Genomic DNA, 21,353 nt, shown 5'->3' with positions numbered 1-21,353 from the left:
CCCGGCAAGGCCGGGTTTTTTTGTTGGCGAAAGATGAGAAAAATGGCTGCAATTGCAGCCATTTTTATGGATAAAACTAACGTTTAAGCCCAGTTAAGCCTTAGATGTGGCTTTTTCGTGACGCTCGGTGCGAATAGCAATTTCACCTTCTTTGACATCCACATAAGCCACGCCACCCGACTCTAAGGCACCAAATAAAATCTCATCCGCTAATGGACGTTTGATCAATTCGGTCACTACCCGTGCCATTGGACGCGCGCCCATGTTCTTGTCGTAGCCCTTCTCGGCGAGTAAGGTTCTGGCTTCGTCGCTGACTTCCAAAATGACGTGTTTTGCATCCAACTGGGCCTGCAATTCCACCAAGAATTTATCGACCACTTTGGCAATAATCGTCATATCCAAATGGTTGAACCAAATGATCGAATCGAGACGGTTTCTAAATTCTGGCGAAAATACTCGATTAATTTCAGATAACGCATCTTGGGTATGATCTTGCTGGGTAAAGCCAATCGACTTACGAATGGTCTCCTGCACACCCGCGTTAGTCGTCATCACTAACGTAACATGTCTAAAGTCCGCCTTACGACCATTGTTATCGGTCAAAGTGCCGTGATCCATCACCTGCAACAGCAAGTTATAGACATCGCGGTGGGCCTTCTCGATTTCGTCCAGTAACACCACACAGTGCGGATTCTTAATCACAGCATCTGTAAGTAACCCGCCTTGGTCATAACCGACATAACCTGGAGGCGCGCCAATCAAACGTGACACTGTGTGGCTTTCCATGTACTCAGACATGTCAAAGCGCACAAGTTTCATCCCTAAGCAATTGGCCAGTTGATTTGTGACTTCAGTTTTACCCACACCGGTAGGACCTGCGAATAAGAAACTACCCACGGGTTTTCTATCTGTACCTAAACCGCTGCGGGATAAACGAATGGCCGAACTCAGGCTCTCAATGGCCTTATCTTGACCAAAGACCACCATCTTAAGGTTACGCTCAAGATTGCGCAGTAAGTCCTTGTCTGTGGCTGATACTGACTTCTCAGGAATACGCGCCATTTTCGCCACAATCGACTCAATTTCGGCTTGGCCTATGGTCTTTTTGCGCTTACTCATAGGTAACATCACCATACGCGCACCCGCTTCATCAATAACATCGATGGCTTTATCGGGTAAATGCCTGTCATTGATGTGCTTAGCCGATAACACAGCCGCACTGCTGATCGCGGCCTGAGTATAACGAACCCCATGATATTCTTCGTACTTAGACTTAAGCCCCATCAAAATTTTCGTGGTTTCCTCCACTGAAGGCTCATTGATGTCTACCTTTTGGAAACGGCGAGCAAGCGCGCGGTCTTTCTCAAAAATACTTTGATATTCTTGGAAAGTCGTCGAGCCCATGCAACGCAAATTACCACTGGAGAGCAAGGGTTTCAGCAAATTGGATGCATCCATTACGCCGCCAGAGGCCGCGCCCGCACCGATAATGGTGTGGATCTCATCGATAAACAAGATTGCATGCTTATCTGCAGCTAACTCTTTTAACAGGTTCTTAAAGCGCTTCTCAAAATCACCACGGTATTTGGTGCCTGCGAGTAAAGAGCCCAAATCGAGGGAATAAACGGTTGCTTCAGCCATGACATCCGGTACTTGGTTATTCACAATCCGATACGCCAAACCTTCGGCAATCGCTGTTTTACCCACACCGGCCTCGCCCACTAACAGCGGATTATTTTTACGGCGCCGGCATAAGGTTTGAATTGCGCGCTCAATTTCTTGGTCACGACCAATGAGCGGATCGATGATCCCTTGCTTCGCGAGCTGGTTTAAGTTGGACGCAAATTGCGACAACATGCTGCGTTCTTCGCTGCCCTCACTTTGATCTTCAATACGTTCTTGATCTTGATGTGACTCAGCGTCATCATTTTTAGCAAAACCATGGGAAATAAAATTCACTACGTCTAGGCGACTAATATCGCAACGGCGCAGCAAGTACACGGCTTGGGATTCTTGTTCGCTGAAAATAGCGACTAAAACGTTAGCGCCGTTCACTTCATTACGACCCGATGACTGCACATGGAATACCGCACGTTGCAGTACTCGCTGGAACCCAAGCGTTGGCTGAGTTTCTTTGTCATCATCAATATCGGCAATGATTGGGGTTGTTTGTTGGATAAAGCTTGCCACTTCATCTCTGAGTTTATCTAGATTCGCTCCACAGGCGATTAACGCTTCTTGAGCCGCAGGATTGTCGATCAGAGCTAATAACAGATGTTCCACTGTCATATACTCGTGACGCGCGTCTCTGGCTTGCTGAAACGCCAGATTTAAGGTGACTTCCAGATCTTTGTTCAGCATAAGCACCCCCAAAATTAACAACAGACTACAGAGTAAAGCGGTTTTATGCTTTCTCTAACGAACACAGTAACGGATGTTGGTTTTGTCTTGCAAATTGATTTACCTGTATCACCTTCGTTTCTGCAATCCCAAAAGGGAAAATGCCACAAATACCTTTTCCTTGGTGATGGATAGTCAACATGATATCGGTCGCTTCCTGCTCATTCTTGCGAAAGAAAACCTGCAAAACTTCAATTACAAAATCCATTGGGGTGTAATCATCATTATTGAGTACCACCTTATACATCGAAGGCGGCATTAACTCTGATTCGACACGTTCTTCAACGTGTTCAATATTTCCTATCTTTGCCATTTTTTAATACTAGCCTCTCGTGTTGGCCTCTTCCAATTGATATGTTCAAATTAATCAGTTGTTGCCCCTTTGTTAATTTTAGCTTGACTTCCGCTTTTACTCCTTACATTCTGTAGTTCAGACGGTTGAGCGAAACCCGTCTATACAGGTTTTACTATCTTACTGGTAAGTAGACAACAGAAGGAAGTGGAAGTATGGCAAGCGGAACTGTTAAATGGTTCAACAACGCCAAAGGATTCGGGTTTATTTGCCCTGATCAAGGTGGTGAGGACGTTTTTGCACACTATTCTACCATTGAAATGGAAGGCTATAGAACTCTAAAAGCAGGCCAACCCGTTCAATTTGAAGTAGAAGCCGGTCCAAAAGGAATGCACGCCTCAGCCATTTCACCAACAAAATAACGTTTGGTGAGGCCAATGCTCTAAAAGGCAGGGATTTGTCCCTGCCTTTTTATTAACGCGTTTTTAATAAATTTCCACAGCTTAATACTGCATTGTTTCTCATCATTGCGCATGAATTTAATGCAAAATCAATTGCCACATATGACCGATTCCATCGGCGTAAAAAGGCTTAAGCATCTGTCTCGATATCGAATTAGTGACATAAAAAAAGGATCTGCAATGCAGATCCTCCTCTAAAATCAGTCTATTGACTTACACCTTTTAAGTCAGCTTTGATGACTTATGCTAACGCGCTCGCCATCCAATAGCTAAATTAGCGAGATTAAGCAATCAACAGCTTGTTTAACGTTTCGCTTGGGCGCATGGCTTTTTCAGCCTTAGCCGCATCTAAACGGTAATAACCGCCTAAATCGACTGGCGCACCCTGTGCCGTCGCTAATTCAGCCACAATCACTTGCTCATTTGCCTTTAACGCATGTGCTAAAGGAATAAAGTGTGCTTGTAACTGCTCATCATTTGTCTGCGCTGCTAAGGCTTGTGCCCAGTACATTGCTAAGTAGAAATGGCTGCCACGGTTATCCAGCTCACCGACTCTTCTTGATGGCGATTTGTTGCTATCTAAGAATTGACCAATGGCTTGATCTAAGGTATCTGCCAATACTTGTGCTTTTGGATTACCTACAGTTTGGCTTAAATGCTCAAGAGACGCAGCCAGAGCCAAGAATTCACCGAGAGAATCCCAACGTAAGTGACCTTCTTTCTCAACCTGTTGCACGTGCTTAGGTGCACTGCCACCCGCACCTGTTTCAAATAGACCGCCACCGTTCATTAACGGCACGATTGACAGCATTTTAGCACTGGTGCCCAGTTCTAGGATTGGGAACAAGTCCGTCAGGTAGTCACGTAAAACGTTACCTGTGACTGAAATAGTATCTTTGCCTTCTTTGATGCGGACCAAGGAGAAACGCGTCGCTTCTTCTGGAGACATAATGCTGATCTCTAAGCCATTAGTGTCATGCTCTGTCAGATATTGCTGCACTTTCGCAATGATTTGCGCATCGTGGGCACGCTTGCTATCTAACCAAAAGACCGCGGGTGTATTGCTTAAACGGGCACGGCGCACTGCCAGTTTGACCCAATCACGGATAGGTGCATCTTTAACTTGGCACATTCTCCAGATATCGCCCGCTTCTACGTTATGGCTCATCAATACCTTACCGCTGGCATCGACAACATTCACCACACCGTCAGCGGGAATTTCAAACGTCTTGTCGTGGCTACCATATTCTTCCGCTTTTTGCGCCATCAAGCCCACGTTTGGCACGCTGCCCATGGTTTTAGGATCGAAAGCACCGTGCTCTTTACAAAAAGCTATCGTTTCTTGGTAGATACCGGCATAGCAACGATCTGGGATCATAGCTTTAGTGTCATGCAGTTGACCGTCTGGTCCCCACATTTGGCCAGATGAACGAATCGCAGCAGGCATAGAAGCATCGATAATGATGTCGCTTGGCACGTGTAAGTTGGTAATGCCCTTGTCAGAATCAACCATAGCCAATGCTGGACGCGCTGCGTAAACCGCCGCGATATCCGCCTCTACTTCTGCACGGGCATCTGCTGGCAAAGTCGCGATTTTGGCATAAACATCCCCAAAACCGTTGTTAACATCCACACCTAACTCAGCGAATAACACTGCATGTTTGTCAAATACTGGCTTGAAGAACACCTTCACGGCGTGACCAAACATAATAGGATCAGACACTTTCATCATAGTGGCTTTCAGATGCAGCGATAACAGCACATCTTCAGCTTTAGCGTTTTCAATTTCACGTTCGTAGAAGCTCACTAGGGCTTTTTTACTCAATACTGCTGCATCGATAATTTCGCTAGCCAGCAACTTAAGACCAGATTTGAGCACCACTTCTTGACCATCTTTTTGGGTCAGCACGATATTTACGCTGCCAGCATCAGATAAAGTCACAGACTGCTCACTACCGTAGAAGTCACCTTCGGTCATATGAGCCACATGTGACTGAGAATCTTTAGCCCATTTACCCATTGAATGCGGGTTTTTCTTGGCGAAGTTTTTCACCGATAATGGGGCGCGGCGATCTGAGTTCCCCTCGCGCAGTACTGGGTTTACCGCACTGCCTTTGATCTTGTCATAACGTGTCTTAATTGACTTTTCAGCGTCTGTTTTTGGCTCATCCGGATAGTGAGGGATGTCATAACCTTTTTGCTGCAGTTCAAGGATACAGGCTTTTAATTGTGGAATCGAAGCACTGATATTCGGTAACTTGATGATGTTAGCTTCTGGCTGATTCGCTAACTCGCCAAGCTCAGTCAGATGGTCGCCAATCTTTTGCGCATCGGTCAGTTGCTCAGGGAAACTGGCAATAATACGGCCCGATAACGAGATATCACGGGTTTCAACCGCAACGCCCGCGGCGTCGGTAAACGTTCTGATGATAGGTAAGAGTGAGAGGGTGGCCAGTGCTGGCGCTTCGTCTGTTTCAGTGTAAATAATTGTTGATGAGTTATCTTTCATGGTACATCCTACATTATTGTAAAATTTAATATTTTTTATAATAATTTTATAGCATGGCGAACAAATCTGAGCACAGTGAAAATATCAATCAAGGCAATCGACCACGCCTTAACCTTTCAAATTCTCAGTGCCCTTCTGCCTTTGCGCACAAGCTAAAATTTGTTACAACGACTAATAAACCTTTAGGCACAGATCACATTTTCTGGCCGACATCATAGAGCATTCACAATAATATTCAAATTCCACTAACGGCGAATGCCAAGTACACTATGGCCACATTAACGGCTCAATCAAGTCAGGTAAGCGTGTCTCAACCTCCTGTTAGCAAAAGTATGACCAAAAACAAGTTTCCACCTAAAGGTGCCAATTCCAGCGCAAGTTCCCCAGCCAAGAGCCCGATTAAACCCGCTAAGCCCGCGAGCAGAGGCCCAGCCAACCGCGCTACCGCCGTAGATGGTAAAGTAGCCCCGGCGCGTAATGCCAATGGCAGTTTGAAGAAAGAACCCTTTAAAAATCCCAATCGACGCGCAATTGCGGCGGCAAAACCGGTGCAAAGCCAAACGCTCGCACCGATTATTGTGCTGTTTAATAAGCCTTTTGATGTACTTTGCCAGTTTACCGATGAACAAGGTCGCAAGACCCTAAAAGACTATATCCCGATTGCTGATGTGTATGCCGCAGGCCGCTTAGACAGGGACAGTGAAGGCCTGTTGCTGCTGACCAATGACGGTCAATTACAGTCAAGGCTGACTGAGCCGAAAAAGAAAACCTTTAAAACCTATTGGGTGCAAGTAGAAGGCGTCCCGACGGAAGATGCACTGACGAAACTGCGCCAAGGCGTTGAATTAAATGATGGTATAACGCTGCCTGCTAAAGTCAAAATCATGGATTCACCCGACATTTGGCCACGTAATCCGCCAGTGAGAGAACGCAAAAATATCCCGACGACTTGGCTAGAAATCCAAATTCATGAAGGTCGTAACCGCCAAGTCAGACGCATGACAGCGCATATCGGTTTTCCGACCTTAAGATTAATCCGTTATAAAATAGGCCAATGGAGTCTAGATAATTTGCCATCGGGCGAGCATAAATGCATTCGCCTCGGTGATGAAGTCTAAATTTCAGCCAAGTTTCTGCGGCTTAAATCCACTCAAAGGAGGCACCATGAGTCAACGATATAAACCCAATGTGACCGTCGCTTGTATTATTCATGCAACTTCACAGGACAAATATCTGATGGTGGAAGAGTGGATTGAAGGCGAACAGCGCTTTAATCAGCCAGCGGGCCACTTAGAAGCAAATGAAAGTTTAATCCAAGCCTGTGAGCGCGAAGTGTTTGAGGAAACGGGGCTATCACTTAACCCCCAAGGACTCGTCGGCATTTATCAATTTAGCGCCAGTGAAGATCTGGCCTTTGTGCGCTTTACCTTCTTAGTGCAGTTAGATGAGATGCCCTCACCTATTCCGCAGGACAAAGCTATCCACAGTGCGCACTGGCTGAGTTTTGCGCAGATAGAAGCTAAGTCATCTTTACTGCGCAGCCCCTTAGTGCTCGATTGCCTAAAGGACTATCTCAATCACGCACAGACTGGCCAAACTTATCCCCTTAGCTTACTCAATAGTGACCGCCTCACGATAGCCCAAGCGAGCAAGGCGTGATAGAATACCGCCCCGCGTAAACAGCTTGCTAAACTTATGCATCTGTTACTGCCTGTCAGCCTCTATGCGACTAAATAGTAGGCCGCAAATGCGAGTTAGAAATGACCGCTATAGGGCCAACTCTGTTTGATAGAGCTAACGCTCTTTGATAGGGCTATCAAAGTTTGATTTAGCAACGAGCAGCGCACTACACCCGAATTTTTTAAGTTAACTTGGATTTTTTAAGTTAGCCCATATTTTTAGGTTAACCCCAGATTTTAAGTTAGGTACGTATTTTTGTTACGCGCTCTATTTCGCGGCTTAAATTCAACCACCTAGCCAACACACATACTCAATGGTTTTTAGGATTTATGACATCAATCGAACCCACTCATACAGGAAAAAAAGTCATTGTCGGCATGTCCGGCGGTGTAGATTCATCTGTTTCAGCCTATTTGCTTATGCAGCAAGGCTATCAGGTTGAAGGCCTTTTCATGAAGAACTGGGAAGAAGATGACAACAACGAGTACTGTGCCGCCGCTGAAGATTTAAAAGATGCCCAAGCCGTGTGCGACAAGCTCGGGATCAAGCTACACACAGTCAACTTTGCTGCTGAATATTGGGACAATGTATTTGAGTATTTCCTCGCCGAATACAAAGCGGGCCGCACGCCAAATCCCGATATTATGTGCAACAAAGAAATCAAGTTTAAGGCATTTTTAGAATTTGCCGATGAAATCCTCGACGCCGATTACATCGCCATGGGCCACTATGTTCGCCGTCGCGACAATAGCGACGGCAGTACGCAAATGCTCCGCGGCGTTGATGGCAATAAAGATCAAAGTTATTTCCTCTACACCTTAAGCCACGAGCAAGTGGCACGTAGCCTGTTCCCTGTCGGTGAGCTTGAAAAACATCAAGTGCGTGAAATAGCGAAAGAAATGGGCTTAATCACCCATGATAAAAAAGACAGTACTGGCATCTGCTTTATCGGCGAGCGCAAGTTCACTGAATTCCTAGGGACTTATTTACCGGCGCAGCCTGGCAATATCGAAACCCCTGAAGGCGAAGTCATAGGCACACACCAAGGACTCATGTACCACACCTTAGGCCAACGTAAAGGGCTAGGTATTGGCGGCATGAAAAATAGCAATGACGATCCTTGGTATGTAGTCGATAAAGATCTTGAGCGCAATGTATTGATCGTAGGTCAAGGCGGACACCATCCCCGTTTGATGTCGACCGGCATGACAGTCAACCAGCTGCATTGGGTGGATAGAATCGGACCTGTCGATGGCTGTCATATCACAGTAAAAACCCGTTATCGCCAACAAGACGTGCCTTGCACTCTGACCTACACAGATGAGCACACCTTGCGGGTTATCTTCGATGAGCCAGTTGCGGCGGTGACGCCAGGGCAGTCTGCGGTATTTTATGAGGGTGAAGTCTGCCTAGGCGGTGGCATTATCGATCAACTGATCCGAGGGTAAAGCGTGAACGAGCAACTAGTTAATCGGACTATGGCGTTTGCTGGAATATTGCAAGCCATTGCCCAAGTTCAACATTTAGCCCGCCATGGCGAATTAGATAATACCGAGCTCGCGGCGAGCTTAAACACCATTCTTGTCACGGAACCTGACAATACCGCTGATGTCTATCCAGACAAAGTCGTATTGCAAAAAGGCTATATGCTGATCCTTAATCAGCTCGGTGACAACAGTCAAAAAGATGTCGAAGTTACCCGTTATTTAGTTGGCGTGTTAACCTTAGAGCGAAAACTCGTACGGTCAAATAGCGGGTTAGGCATGCTAGCCGAGCGTATTAATCAAGTGAATCGCCAGCTACATCATTTTGCGATCACCGACGAGCAAGTCGTTGCCAACCTTGCCAGCATTTACAGTGACATCATCAGTAACCTTGGGCCCAAAATCCAAATATCGGGTAATCCCGTGTGTTTGCAGCGCCCTATCGTGCAACATAAAATTCGTGCTCTATTGCTTGCCGCTATACGTAGCGCGGTACTTTGGCGTCAATTGGGCGGTAAACGTCGACACTTAGTCTTCGCCCGCAAAGCCATAGTCGATACAGCCAAGAAAAGTCTTACCCTATAATAAAATTAGCGTTCATCAAGGAGCTTCACATGGATCTTTCCGCACTAACGGCTATTTCTCCGGTAGACGGTCGTTATGGTAGTAAAACCGCGCCATTGAGAGGGATTTTCAGCGAGTTCGGTCTTACCAAGTACCGTGTTCAGGTTGAAATCAATTGGCTAAAACTGTTAGCAGACTGCCCCGACATCGCCGAAGTGCCACCATTGAGCGAAGCTGCTATCGCAGTGCTTGATGGCATTAAAGATAATTTCAACGAACAAGATGCGCTGCGTGTTAAAGCTATCGAAAGCACCACTAACCACGATGTGAAAGCGGTTGAATACTTCATCAAAGAAAAAATCGCGGGCAATGCCGAATTAGCGGCTGTGGGTGAGTTTGTTCACTTTGCCTGTACTTCCGAAGATATCAACAACTTAAGCCACGGTTTAATGTTGACTGAAGCCCGTGAGCAAGTATTACTGCCGTACTGCAACGAGTTGCTGACAGCGATTAAAAAGCTGGCGATTGAATATCGCTCTGTGCCATTAATGTCACGTACCCATGGCCAACCCGCTTCACCATCAACACTTGGTAAAGAGATGGCGAACGTGGCTATGCGCCTTGAGCGCCAAATCAAACAAATCGCCAATGTTGAAATCATGGGTAAACTGAACGGCGCCGTCGGTAACTACAATGCTCACCTATCTGCCTATCCAGAAGTCAACTGGCATGAACTGTCTGAGCGTTTTGTGACAAACCTAGGCCTACACTGGAATGCCTACACAACGCAAATCGAGCCACACGATTACATTGCCGAATTGTTTGATGCGGTTGCCCGTTTCAACACTGTGTTGATTGACTTTGACCGTGATATTTGGGGTTACATCGCCCTAGGACACTTCAAACAACGCACTATCGCCGGTGAAATCGGTTCATCGACTATGCCGCACAAAGTTAATCCCATCGATTTTGAAAACTCTGAGGGTAACTTAGGTATCGCTAACGCACTAATGCAACATTTAGCGTCTAAGCTGCCGTTATCAAGATGGCAACGTGACTTAACCGACTCGACTGTGCTGCGTAACTTAGGTGTGGGTATTGCCCATGCGTTAATCGCTTATCAAGCGACCTTAAAAGGCATCAGCAAGTTAGAAGTCAACGAAGCGCACCTGCGTGATGAGTTAGATCACAACTGGGAAGTGTTAGCAGAACCCGTACAAACGGTAATGCGTCGTTATGGCATTGAAAAGCCATACGAAAAATTAAAAGAACTGACGCGCGGTAAACGTATCGACGCGCAGCAACTGTCAGTGTTTATTGACGGACTTGAATTACCAGACTCAGTGAAAGCTGAACTGAAGAAAATGACGCCAGCCAATTACATTGGCCGCGCCGAAACGTTTGTCGACGAACTTAACTAAGTTATTAATTAAAATTGGTTATTAACTGACATTAGTTATTAACAGAAGTTGGCGACGGATAATACTCTTTCTTAAACAGAAATAAGGATTAAGGCGACCCACATCACCGCGATGTGGTCGCCTTTTTTAACACTATGTATACACTTAATCTCGATATCGCCCAGTTTCTTAGTGAATACTGGCAAAAGAAACCCCTGCTGATCAAAAAAGCGTTTCCGCAGTTTGAAGATCCAATCAGCGCCGATGAATTAGCAGGCCTTGCCTGCGAAGAAGAAATCTCTTCACGCATCGTCGTCACCAAAGACAATAATTGGGAAGTAGTGCAAGGTCCGTTTGAAGATTACGACAGCTATGGTGAAACCCATTGGCAGTTATTAGTGCAAGCGGTCAACCATTGGTATCCCGATTCGCAGCCGTTAGTTGAAGCGCTGCGCTTTTTACCTGACTGGCGCTTCGATGACTTGATGGCATCATTTGCAACCCCAAGTGGCGGTGTCGGCCCGCACGTCGATAACTACGATGTGTTTATCATTCAAGGCGAAGGTGAGCGTCGCTGGACTGTGGGCGACAATACCCCACAACAACGCCGTGGCGGCAATCCAAACTCGCCGCTGGTGGAAGACTTCACACCCATTATCGATGTAGTGTTAGAAAAAGGCGACATGCTTTATATCCCACCTGGTTTCCCACATTGCGGCGAAACCCTAACAGTGGCAATGAGTTACTCTATCGGTTTCCGTGCACCTAGCCAGCAAGAACTGGTGAGTGAAATCGCTGATTATCTGCTCGACAATAACTTAGGTCAGCAGCGTTTCACGTCGCAAACGGAACCGAGTTCAGCGGGTATTGTCAGCCAAGATCACCAAGTGGGCATAATGTCACTCTTGAGTCAACTGAGCCAAGATCCCAATAGCTACCAAATCGTGTTAGGTAAGCTGCTCAGTCAGAACCGTTTCGAACTTGATTTGTGTGAAGGTGAAGAAGCTTACAGCATTGAAGATTTGCAAGATGCCTTCGCCCAAGGTGCTGGCGTCAGCCGTATCGGCGGTTTGAAAGTATTGCGCCTCGAAAATGACTCCACGCCGCGATTATTCATTAATGGTGATGTGCATGAACTGCCCAATACACCGGCAGACGTAATCGCACAGTTAAGCGATAAAGTCAGCTTAAGCGCCGATGAAGCAACTGAAATATGTCAGCATGAAGAAGTCCAAGCCTTACTGTTGAAACTCATCAATCAAGGTTTCTACTACTTGAGCGACAGCGAAGAATAAGCCCTATCGACTTTGTTCGATAACCTTATAATTAACATAAGAAATCAACATAGAAAGTCAGTATAAAAAAGGCACTCAACGGAGTGCCTTCTTGTTATTTATGCCGTTATTTTGATAAATCAACACAAGTGACCGTATCAGCTCATTTGAGTTTAAGCATTCCACAGTTTATCGTCGTTGTGCATACGATATAAACTCTCGGCGCGCGATACCAGTAGTTGAGCAAATTTAGCCTGAGTGGCATCACGGGTAGCCCCCGAACGCACTAAGTTTTCCGCCTGCATTTGCCACATCATAGAGAAATGACGCACGGCATCACGGGCCGTTGCCGCCACTTTCACATCGACGAAATCCGACGGTAAATCACCTGACATCACCCAATAGGTTTTGTTGCTTGGACGCTTTGATTCCATCTTCCAAATCGCCATATAAGGCGCAAGATAACGGCTTTCATCGGCCAATACTTTGCTTGGAATAACACCCTTTTCAGCGAGAAAACGATTGGCTTTTTGAAATTGAGTTCTGACCCACTCTTGACGCAGCTTTTCTATTTCTTCAGCTGATAAATTTTGTTGAGTCTGGTCGACAGCTTGTTCAGTCATACTTCCGTCCTATCTTATTGTTATAACGCGAGCCTAATTCTTGGGATCAGTGCGCGATTCATTCTATTCGTTACATTAAATTCAGTACAATCCATTTTCAACCGCAAAGCTTACGTTTACGTAAAGTGGAAAGCTAAATTGCCACAAATAATGTATTTATTCGGTTATTATGCATGGTTGAGAGTATCGCTAAATGCTATGGTTCTGCAATAAATATAACAAGCAGTCGATGGGACTCACCTCGTCGGCTTTTTCATTGTGTATAGCGGAGAAATTCACGTGGCTGTATTTAATCATGTATCCTTTGACGAACATGAACAGGTCGTATTCTGTCATGATAAAGAAAGTGGCTTAAAGGCCATTGTCGCCATCCATAACACCAACCTAGGCCCTGCAGTGGGTGGATGCCGGATGTGGAATTACCAATCGGATGATGAAGCCCTGACTGACGTATTACGCCTCTCTCGTGGCATGACTTACAAAAACGCCCTCGCAGGTTTAACCATGGGCGGTGGCAAATCAGTGATCATTGCCGATCCGAAAAGACAAGATCGCGAAGCCCTATTCCGCGCCTTTGGCCGTTTTATTAATAGCCTAGGTGGACGCTACTATTCAGCGGAAGATGTTGGCACTACCACGGCTGACATCATGATAGCCCATGAAGAAACCCCTTATATGGCAGGTCTTGAAGGTAAGAGTGGCGATCCATCGCCCTTCACCGCCCTTGGTACTTATTTAGGCATCAAGGCAGCAGTAAAACATAAATTAGGTTTAGACAGCCTAAGAGGCCTTAAAATCGCCGTTCAAGGCGTAGGTCACGTAGGCTACTATCTATGTAAACATTTACATGGCGAAGGCGCAGAGCTGATTGTTACTGACATTCATCAAGCCTCGTTAGACAGAGTTGCCACCGACTTTGGCGCAATTGTCGTCGCACCTCAAGACATCTATTCGCAGGATGTGGATGTGTACGCCCCCTGCGCCCTTGGTGCGACCTTAAACGATGCGACCTTACCGCAACTGAAAGCAAAAATTGTCGCAGGTTGTGCCAACAACCAATTAGCCGAAGTTCGTCACGGTGAACACTTGAAAGAAATGGGCATACTGTATGCACCAGACTATGTGATCAACGCAGGCGGCATCATTAACGTGTCGTTCGAAAAACATTATGACGCGGCTAAATCGACCGCCAAAGTAGAAGAAATTTACAACACGCTGCTGAAGATCTTCAGCCAAGCCGATGCACAGAACCGTACAACCGGCGCTGTTGCTGATGAAATGGCTAAAGCCATAATTGAAGCCGCTAAGCAGTAATTTTTCTGCTCGTTTATTATGCCCGTCAAATATTGAAAAAAGCGACCTCTGGTCGCTTTTTTGTTATCAAGAATTTAATCTATCACTAAGCTCATGGTTTAGCCGCACTTTTAATTTCGACACAGAATATTCATTTAATCGCGCTGGAAAACGTCATATTTGTCTGCTTGAATTAACCTATCAGATCCCAGCATAGGATAGGGCTATGATCCGTTTCAAGTATGATCTCAACCAAGATGTTGTTGAACTGCAAGCCAGTAATTGGTGCGGTTTAGAGCGGGTCTTTGTCAATGGGCAGATGGTGTCACACAAACTCAACTTTAAACCTCAGAGCGAACATAATATTCAGCTCAAAGATGGCGCCCCTTGCAAATTTGAGCTACTTATCGATCCCCAAACTGATGAACTCATGTGCCGTATTTATAAGCAACATAGACTCGTCGCCAGCCTTAAACAGGGTAAACAAAATTTATTAGCCAGCCGTCGATATCTTCAGCACTGCGTAATAGCCGTCAGCCTGCTCTGCGTCTTTGCACTTTATTTCAATTGATCAATCCAGTTAATCCAACTGAGTAATGACTGACGGGATTAAACTGGAATAATAAGATTGAACTAACGCATAAGGATAGAAGTAAAAACTGCTTAACGACAGTTACCCACCATATCGACTCAATTCACAATAGCTAAGTCAACCGATTGATTTTATTTAACAGTAAGATGAACTGCTGCTGTTCCTCATCACTGAGATTAGAGAGGAATTTTTCGTTAACCCGCTCAGCTTCGCAAATAAGATCTTGCTCTAACGCTTTGGCTTCATCGGTCAAAAATATTTGAAATGCGCGCCGATTATCGGCTTCTTGATGGCGGGTAATCAGACCTTGAACCTGTAACTGATCCAGTAGCCGCGTCATAGTATAATTTGCCACATCGCAACGCTTAGAAAGTTCAGTTTGGCTTATGCCCTCTTCTTGCCACAAAGCAAACAGCACAGGCCACAGTTTTATATCGAGTTGATATCGCTTAAGTTGCAGATCAAGCTCATTTTGCAGCTCGATATTTAAGTGGGATACAAGATAGCCTAAGCTTTCATTACGATTCAAACAGCACCTCCTACAACAAAGGTTTTAACGCTTTTTCACTTCCCCCAAGCGCCATCATAGGAACACAGAGTCAGTTTTAATACTACCACTTAACCCGCAATAAACTAGCTAAGAACACTGCAAATTATGCTATTACCCCGCGGAATCATTCTTCACCTAGAGCGGATAAATTGAATTCATTCACAAAATTGTAGTAACAAGCGCGGCCTAATTTTCCCCATAAACCGCGTTCAAGCGGCAAATAAACACTGTCATCGGTGAGTTTCATTTGCTTTATATCGATATTATGGTGTTCTGTTTCAATGCTAGTTTTTACATTTAATCGCATCTGGGACTGCACCCGCTCAAAATCAACAATCAGCAGTGGTGCATCTTCAACCCACACTCGCACTTTCTCAACAGGAGTAATTAAGAAATACTCCTCATCGATGCAATGTAAAATACTGGCGAACAATTTAGCAAATTTAGCTGGCAGCGATGACCCTAAATACGTCCAATCACCCAGAGCGTTAATTTCAAACAGTGGTGCATCACTGCACAGCGGCGCAGTAGTTGTTAATGCACTATTGGCGGCGAATTTTTTGAGTGTGTGGTGAATACTGTCAGTCATCTTTTCCATCAGGACCTCCATTATCCATAAAAAAACCAGCCTTGCGGCTGGCTTTAGTGTGACATTCAAAACTTGGATATACCAGTAAGGATAATTACGGCCTTACTGTAATAAGGACCATTACGCGTTTACTAACTCGAGCAAGGCCTCCAGAGGATGTTTTGGCTTGTAACCCGCAAAGCGTTTCACTTGGCTACGGCAAGAATAGCCAGACACTAATACTTGCGGCGGCTCAATTCTCGCTAAGGTTTGCTGCCATGACATATCAAACAGCGCCTTAGAGCGCTCTAGGTTTTCCTCCTCATGACCATAAGTCCCCGCCATACCACAACAACCTAAATTGACTGTGTTTAATTTCGCGCCGAAATGGGCAAAAATTTTAGTCCATTCATTGGCAGTATTTGGCTTGGCCGTCGACTCAGTACAATGACTAAACCAGGTATATTGCTTATCTTGCGGCGAGTTAGCAGGTTTGTTCTTGATCACTGTGAGTAGCCATTCATTAGCTAGCTTAACCTCAAAATCACCGCGGTTTTCACCTAATGCCTCTTTATATTCATCCCGATAACACAGCACTAAAGCAGGATCAATCCCCACCATTGGCATACCAAGCTTTTGCACTTGATTCAAAAAATCCGCACTCGACTGCGCCGTTTTGGCAAACTTATCTAAGAAGCCTTTAATATGTGTCGGCTTGCCATTGGGTTTAAAGGGTAATAACACGGGCTTTAAACCGAGTTTTTCAATCAACTGGATAAAACGAAACACAAGACCTGAGTCATAGAAACTGTTAAACGGATCTTGTACTACCAGCACAAACTTCGATCGCTCACTTTCAGGGATAGACTGCAATGCAGCTAAGTCATAGCCACGGCTCGGATGACCATCTAACCGTTGTTTTAAGGTAGGCACAGATAACGCTGGCGCATCCACATAGCCAATAGCTTTTTTAATAATCCACTGACTTAACGGATTTTGGGCAGCAAAGTTGGTCAGTCGCGGCGCAGCAGCCATCAGGGGTAAGTTGTCTTCAATACCCGCGACAAGATAATCCTTAGCTGGGCGTAAATAGCGCTGATAGTAGATATTAAAAAACTGTGCCCTAAACTTAGGTACATCCACTTTGACCGGGCATTGTCCTGAACAGGCTTTACAAGCCAAACAGCCTTTAAGCGACTCCATGACCTCATGGGAGTAATCATAATCACGTTTAGCATTGATGGTATTTTGTATGCGCTGCAATATGCCAAAGGGTTTCGCTTTGGCGAGTGCATTAACATCAATGCCTTCGGCCTCTAATAACCTTAACCACTCACGCATAAGGCCTGCGCGCCCTTTAGGTGACTGAACTCGATCACCCGTCACTTTAAACGACGGACACATAGGCGAATAGCTGCTGTAGTTAAAACACAGGCCATTACCATTACAATTCATGACGTCGGGGAATGCATCACGCACTTCAACGGGAATTTGTCTATCAAATTTTCCGCGCTTCACGCTGTCGATGTCGTAACACAAGGCTCCCACTTTTTTAGGCGCAACCAACTTACCCGGGTTGAGTCTGTTATCGGGATCGAACAAGCCTTTGATATCTTGCAGTACACCATAAAGCTCATCACCAAATACCGACGGGCCATATTCACCGCGTACGCCTTTACCGTGCTCGCCCCACATCAAGCCGCCATATTTGAGCGTCAGTGCCGCGACTTGATCAGAAATCACCCGCAGTAACTTCTCATCTTCGACATCGCACATATCAAGCGCTGGGCGCACATGCAGCACGCCCGCGTCCACATGCCCAAACATACCGTATTGCAGATTATGACCGTCGAGTACAGCCCTAAACTCCATAATGTAATCGGCGAGTTTTTCGGGCGGTACAGCAGTATCTTCAGCAAAGGCGATGGGCTTACGGCGCCCTTTGGTGGCACCCAATAAACCAACGGCTTTTTTACGCATGCCGTAAATTTTTTCGATACTCGGCTTGTCTTGCGTCACTTGGTAACCCAATACACCGCATTCGCCCCTATTGATCTGCTCAGTTAATACCGCTTCAAGACTCGCAAGCTTTTGCTCAACTTCTACAGTGTCGCCTGCAAATTCGACCATATTGAGGCCATCAATCACTTTACCCGCCACTTCTTGGATAAGATCAGCAACCGAATGCCAGACAATATCCTCTCGGGCTAAATTCAGGACTTTAGAATCGACGGTTTCAACCACAGTCGCCCGCGCGGCGACCAAAGATGGCGCGTGACGCAGTGCCGATTGGAAGGAATCGTATTTAATATTCACCATAGCGCGCTCGGTGGGCAGCGGGGTGATATTCAGTTTTGCCTCGGTAATGACCGCAAGCGTACCTTCTGAGCCCGTTAACATTCGGGAGAGATCAAACTGAGTTAGGCCATCGTTCCACACGTGTTTTAGATCATAACCAGTTAGAAAACGATTGAGCTTGGGAAATTGATTTTCAATGAGTGCTCGCTTTTCACGGCAAACAGCCGCAATAGCGGAAATGAGTTTCTGCCCAAACGGGTTATCGCTTATGTTATCAGGGTTACATAAAAGCCCAGCATCCAAAGGCTTAGTGTCTAATACGCTGCCATCAATTAATACGCTACGTAGCCCCAACACATGATCTGAGGTTTTACCATAAACTAACGAGCCCGCCCCAGAGGCATCGGTATTAATCATGCCGCCAATAGTGGCGCGATTTGAGGTTGATAGATCAGGACTAAAAAAATAACCGTGTGGGCGCAGCGCATCGTTAAGCGCATCTTTAATCACCCCAGCCTCAACCCTCACCCACCCTTGCTCTACATTCACTTCAAGCACACGGTTCATATAACGGGATACATCTAAAATCAAGCCGTGGGTCAATGACTGACCATTAGTACCTGTACCGCCGCCGCGAGCACTAAAAGTGACGTCTAGGAAAGCTTCTTTAGCCGCCAGCGCTAGTGCTATTTGAATATCCTGCTGATTTTTAGGATAGAGCACCGCTTGAGGTAAAAATTGATAGACAGAATTATCGGTTGCTTGAACAAGCCGCGCACTGTAACGCTTGTCTATATCACCGGAATAGGCACTTTGCTCCAGTGCATCAAGATATGCCAAATACACTGGCTCTAATGTTTGTTGATGTGATAGCAGGGGTAGCATGAGTGGCTCAGTTAATTATCGTTATGGCGTCATTATAAACAAAAAAAAGCCGCTAAAAAGCGGCTTTTTTTACATGTTTACAAAATTACAACGAAGATCACCCGTGAGCTTCGGCTAAATACAGCCATGTATCAATCACAGTATCAGGATTAAGTGACACAGTATCAATACCCTGCTCCACTAACCAACCAGCGAAATCAGCGTGATCTGAAGGGCCTTGGCCGCAGATACCAATGTAAGCACCTTTAGCTTTAGCCGATTTAATGGCCATAGAAAGTAGCATCTTAACGGCTTCATCACGCTCATCGAACAGATGACTAATAATGCCTGAATCACGATCTAAACCTAGCGTTAACTGAGTTAAGTCATTTGAGCCGATAGAGAAACCATCGAAATGCTCAAGGAACTGATCTGCTAATAGGGCGTTTGAAGGCACTTCGCACATCATAATAACGCGTAAACCGTCTTTACCCCGCTCTAAACCTTGCTCAGCCAATAGGCCTACAACTTGCTCAGCTTCTTTCACGGTACGAACAAATGGGATCATGACTTCAACGTTTTTCAGTCCCATGTCATTACGGACACGTTTGATCGCTTCACACTCTAGGGCGAAACAGTCGCGGAATGATTCAGAGATATAACGGCTTGCACCGCGGAAACCCAGCATTGGGTTTTCTTCTTCTGGCTCATAACGGTCACCGCCGACTAAGTTTGCGTATTCGTTAGACTTAAAGTCAGACATGCGCACGATCACTTTCTTCGGATAGAAAGCCGAACCGATAGAGGCAATACCTTCCACCAAACGAGCAATATAGAATTCAACGGGTGATTCATAACCTGCAATCATCTCGTTGATTTCTTCCTGCAGCGCTGCATCCTGTTGATTAAACTCAAGCAGTGCCTTTGGATGAATACCAATCATACGGTTGATAATGAACTCTAAACGCGCTAGACCCACACCTTCGTTTGGTAAACGGGCAAAATCAAATGCACGATCAGGGTTACCCACGTTCATCATAATTTTCATTGGCAAAGGGGGTAAACAATCAACACGATTTGAAATCACTTCAAACTCTTGTTTACCTTCGTAGATGAAACCGGTATCACCTTCGGCGCAAGAAACCGTCACTAACTGGCCATTTTTGATACGGTCAGTCACATCACCACAACCCACAACAGCAGGTACGCCGAGCTCACGGGCAATAATCGCCGCATGGCATGTACGACCACCACGGTTAGTCACAATGGCGCTGGCGCGCTTCATGATCGGTTCCCAATCTGGGTCTGTCATATCAGTAACTAATACATCACCAGGTTGGATTTGATCCATATCGGCGATAGAGCTGAGTACCTTAGCCACACCTGAGCCCACTTTATGACCAATAGCGCGACCTTCAGAGATCACCGCGCCACGGCTTTTTAAGTGGTAACGCTCAATTAATTGAACATCTTCACGGCTACGAACCGTTTCTGGACGGGCTTGCACTATATAAAGTTTGCCATCGTTACCGTCTTTTGCCCATTCGATGTCCATTGGACGACCGTAATGTTTCTCGATAACCATGGCTTGTTTTGCTAATTCCATCACTTCATCATCATTGATAGAGAATTGGCGGCGTTTATCACCCGCAACATCTTCAATTTTGACTTGTTTGCCGTGAGAAGCATCATCGGAATACACCATTTGGATGAGCTTGCTGCCAATATTACGGCGAACAACAGCTTTGTGACCTTGGGACAAAATCGGTTTGTGAACATAGAATTCGTCAGGGTTTACCGCACCTTGAACAACCATCTCACCTAAGCCAAATGATGACGTGATAAACACCACATCATTATTGCCAGATTCAGTGTCCATTGTGAACATCACACCTGACGCTGCTTTGTCTGAACGAACCATGCGTTGTACGCCTGCAGACAGAGCAACACCGTGGTGTTCGTAACCTTGGTGAACACGGTAAGAAATCGCACGGTCGTTAAAGAGTGACGCGAACACATGCTTGACAGCCACGAGAACGGAGTCAAATCCTTTCACGTTTAAGAAGGTTTCTTGCTGACCAGCAAAAGAGGCATCTGGCATATCTTCAGCGGTAGCTGAAGAACGTACAGCAAATGATGCATCGCTAGTTTCAGCGGCAAGTTTATCGTAAGCTTCACGAATGGCTTGCTCTAGTGCTGGTTGAAATGGGGTGTCAATAACCCATTGTCTGATCTGTGCACCAGCTTTTGCCAGTGCATTGACATCATCTACATCCAGTGTGGCTAGAATGTCATAAATCTTCTGGTTTACTCCACTTTGTTCAAGGAACTCATTGAACGCATAAGAAGTAGTCGCAAATCCGCCAGGTACTTGAACACCGGCATTAGCTAGATTGCTGATCATCTCGCCAAGAGAAGCATTTTTACCGCCAACTAAGTTGACGTCACCCATGCCTAATTCCTGATACCAGAGTACGTATTGCTGCACAGTTCTATCTCCG

17 protein-coding genes are annotated in these 21,353 nt (G+C 45.8%); 9 read left to right on the top strand and 8 right to left on the bottom strand.

Translation table 11 applies throughout. The features are described from left to right. Positions 1-93 precede the first annotated feature (93 nt). The gene (gene clpA / locus L2744_RS06790; protein WP_248991205.1) at positions 94-2,361 is read right to left on the bottom strand and encodes an ATP-dependent Clp protease ATP-binding subunit ClpA; all 2,268 of its coding nucleotides are present in this window, start codon (positions 2,359-2,361) and stop codon (positions 94-96) included. A 43-nt stretch (positions 2,362-2,404) separates the two neighbouring features. Beyond that, positions 2,405-2,713, bottom strand: a complete 309-nt coding sequence (gene clpS / locus L2744_RS06785; RefSeq protein WP_006081936.1) for an ATP-dependent Clp protease adapter ClpS — start codon at positions 2,711-2,713, stop codon at positions 2,405-2,407. A 194-nt stretch (positions 2,714-2,907) separates the two neighbouring features. On the opposite strand from clpS, the gene cspD reads away from it, so the two are divergent. Further along, positions 2,908-3,114 (top strand): cold shock domain-containing protein CspD, encoded by a 207-nt coding sequence (cspD, locus tag L2744_RS06780; protein ID WP_006081937.1) that lies wholly within the window; start codon positions 2,908-2,910, stop codon positions 3,112-3,114. Positions 3,115-3,436: 322 nt separating this feature from the next. On the opposite strand, the gene L2744_RS06775 is transcribed toward cspD, so the two are convergent. Continuing rightward, a complete protein-coding gene (locus L2744_RS06775; protein ID WP_248991204.1) occupies positions 3,437-5,662 on the bottom strand; it encodes an NADP-dependent isocitrate dehydrogenase in 2,226 nt (741 codons plus the stop codon). A 332-nt stretch (positions 5,663-5,994) separates the two neighbouring features. Between L2744_RS06775 and rluE the strand changes: the two genes are divergently transcribed. The 6 genes from rluE (at position 5,995) to L2744_RS06745 (ending at position 12,085) form a co-directional block, all read left to right on the top strand. Further along, the gene (gene rluE, locus L2744_RS06770) at positions 5,995-6,780 is read left to right on the top strand and encodes a 23S rRNA pseudouridine(2457) synthase RluE (RefSeq protein ID WP_248991203.1); all 786 of its coding nucleotides are present in this window, start codon (positions 5,995-5,997) and stop codon (positions 6,778-6,780) included. A gap of 46 nt (positions 6,781-6,826) precedes the next feature. After that, positions 6,827-7,321 (top strand): NUDIX hydrolase, encoded by a 495-nt coding sequence (locus L2744_RS06765; protein ID WP_248991202.1) that lies wholly within the window; start codon positions 6,827-6,829, stop codon positions 7,319-7,321. Between the two features lie 350 nt (positions 7,322-7,671). Continuing rightward, positions 7,672-8,790: a tRNA 2-thiouridine(34) synthase MnmA gene (gene mnmA, locus L2744_RS06760; RefSeq protein ID WP_248991201.1), complete on the top strand. Its 1,119-nt coding sequence runs from the start codon at positions 7,672-7,674 to the stop codon at positions 8,788-8,790. Between the two features lie 3 nt (positions 8,791-8,793). Further along, the gene (gene hflD / locus L2744_RS06755; protein ID WP_248991200.1) at positions 8,794-9,411 is read left to right on the top strand and encodes a high frequency lysogenization protein HflD; all 618 of its coding nucleotides are present in this window, start codon (positions 8,794-8,796) and stop codon (positions 9,409-9,411) included. A gap of 29 nt (positions 9,412-9,440) precedes the next feature. After that, a complete protein-coding gene (gene purB / locus L2744_RS06750) occupies positions 9,441-10,811 on the top strand; it encodes an adenylosuccinate lyase (RefSeq protein ID WP_248991199.1) in 1,371 nt (456 codons plus the stop codon). A 134-nt stretch (positions 10,812-10,945) separates the two neighbouring features. Further along, entirely contained in the window at positions 10,946-12,085 is a 1,140-nt protein-coding gene (locus L2744_RS06745; protein ID WP_248991198.1) for a ribosomal protein uL16 3-hydroxylase, read from the top strand. Positions 12,086-12,237: 152 nt separating this feature from the next. Here L2744_RS06745 and L2744_RS06740 read toward each other — a convergent pair whose 3' ends face one another. Further along, positions 12,238-12,687 carry a DUF4826 family protein gene (locus L2744_RS06740; RefSeq protein WP_011789106.1) on the bottom strand — a complete coding sequence of 150 codons (450 nt, stop codon included), beginning with the start codon at positions 12,685-12,687 and terminating at the stop codon, positions 12,238-12,240. 279 nt (positions 12,688-12,966) lie between these two features. On the opposite strand from L2744_RS06740, the gene L2744_RS06735 reads away from it, so the two are divergent. Then, positions 12,967-14,001 carry a Glu/Leu/Phe/Val dehydrogenase dimerization domain-containing protein gene (locus L2744_RS06735; protein WP_248991197.1) on the top strand — a complete coding sequence of 345 codons (1,035 nt, stop codon included), beginning with the start codon at positions 12,967-12,969 and terminating at the stop codon, positions 13,999-14,001. Positions 14,002-14,206: 205 nt separating this feature from the next. Further along, entirely contained in the window at positions 14,207-14,551 is a 345-nt protein-coding gene (locus L2744_RS06730) for a hypothetical protein (protein WP_248991196.1), read from the top strand. 133 nt (positions 14,552-14,684) lie between these two features. On the opposite strand, the gene L2744_RS06725 is transcribed toward L2744_RS06730, so the two are convergent. The 4 genes from L2744_RS06725 to ppsA all read right to left on the bottom strand — a co-directional run bounded on the left by L2744_RS06725 (position 14,685) and on the right by ppsA (position 21,340). Further along, positions 14,685-15,101 carry a MarR family winged helix-turn-helix transcriptional regulator gene (locus L2744_RS06725; RefSeq protein WP_248991195.1) on the bottom strand — a complete coding sequence of 139 codons (417 nt, stop codon included), beginning with the start codon at positions 15,099-15,101 and terminating at the stop codon, positions 14,685-14,687. A gap of 145 nt (positions 15,102-15,246) precedes the next feature. Further along, positions 15,247-15,720: a DUF1285 domain-containing protein gene (locus L2744_RS06720; RefSeq protein ID WP_248991194.1), complete on the bottom strand. Its 474-nt coding sequence runs from the start codon at positions 15,718-15,720 to the stop codon at positions 15,247-15,249. Between the two features lie 111 nt (positions 15,721-15,831). After that, on the bottom strand, positions 15,832-18,873 hold the full coding sequence (gene ydiJ, locus L2744_RS06715) for a D-2-hydroxyglutarate dehydrogenase YdiJ (RefSeq protein WP_248991193.1): 3,042 nt from the start codon (positions 18,871-18,873) through the stop codon (positions 15,832-15,834). Between the two features lie 97 nt (positions 18,874-18,970). Beyond that, complete coding sequence (gene ppsA, locus L2744_RS06710; protein ID WP_248991192.1) at positions 18,971-21,340, bottom strand: phosphoenolpyruvate synthase; 2,370 nt, start codon at positions 21,338-21,340, stop codon at positions 18,971-18,973. Positions 21,341-21,353: the final 13 nt, after the last annotated feature.

Source organism: Shewanella profunda (assembly GCF_023283765.1).
Taxonomy (GTDB): domain Bacteria; phylum Pseudomonadota; class Gammaproteobacteria; order Enterobacterales; family Shewanellaceae; genus Shewanella; species Shewanella profunda.
This window is presented reverse-complemented; position numbering and strand designations above follow the sequence as displayed.

What these genes read in the sequence shown, in the direction of transcription:
- clpA (WP_248991205.1), bottom strand. Translation starts at nt 2,361, where the DNA reads ATGCTGAACAAAGATCTGGAAGTCACCTTAAATCTGGCGTTTCAGCAA.
- clpS (WP_006081936.1), bottom strand. Translation starts at nt 2,713, where the DNA reads ATGGCAAAGATAGGAAATATTGAACACGTTGAAGAACGTGTCGAATCA.
- cspD (WP_006081937.1), top strand. Translation starts at nt 2,908, where the DNA reads ATGGCAAGCGGAACTGTTAAATGGTTCAACAACGCCAAAGGATTCGGG.
- L2744_RS06775 (WP_248991204.1), bottom strand. Translation starts at nt 5,662, where the DNA reads ATGAAAGATAACTCATCAACAATTATTTACACTGAAACAGACGAAGCG.
- rluE (WP_248991203.1), top strand. Translation starts at nt 5,995, where the DNA reads ATGACCAAAAACAAGTTTCCACCTAAAGGTGCCAATTCCAGCGCAAGT.
- L2744_RS06765 (WP_248991202.1), top strand. Translation starts at nt 6,827, where the DNA reads ATGAGTCAACGATATAAACCCAATGTGACCGTCGCTTGTATTATTCAT.
- mnmA (WP_248991201.1), top strand. Translation starts at nt 7,672, where the DNA reads ATGACATCAATCGAACCCACTCATACAGGAAAAAAAGTCATTGTCGGC.
- purB (WP_248991199.1), top strand. Translation starts at nt 9,441, where the DNA reads ATGGATCTTTCCGCACTAACGGCTATTTCTCCGGTAGACGGTCGTTAT.
- L2744_RS06745 (WP_248991198.1), top strand. Translation starts at nt 10,946, where the DNA reads ATGTATACACTTAATCTCGATATCGCCCAGTTTCTTAGTGAATACTGG.
- L2744_RS06740 (WP_011789106.1), bottom strand. Translation starts at nt 12,687, where the DNA reads ATGACTGAACAAGCTGTCGACCAGACTCAACAAAATTTATCAGCTGAA.
- L2744_RS06730 (WP_248991196.1), top strand. Translation starts at nt 14,207, where the DNA reads ATGATCCGTTTCAAGTATGATCTCAACCAAGATGTTGTTGAACTGCAA.
- L2744_RS06720 (WP_248991194.1), bottom strand. Translation starts at nt 15,720, where the DNA reads ATGGAAAAGATGACTGACAGTATTCACCACACACTCAAAAAATTCGCC.
- ydiJ (WP_248991193.1), bottom strand. Translation starts at nt 18,873, where the DNA reads ATGCTACCCCTGCTATCACATCAACAAACATTAGAGCCAGTGTATTTG.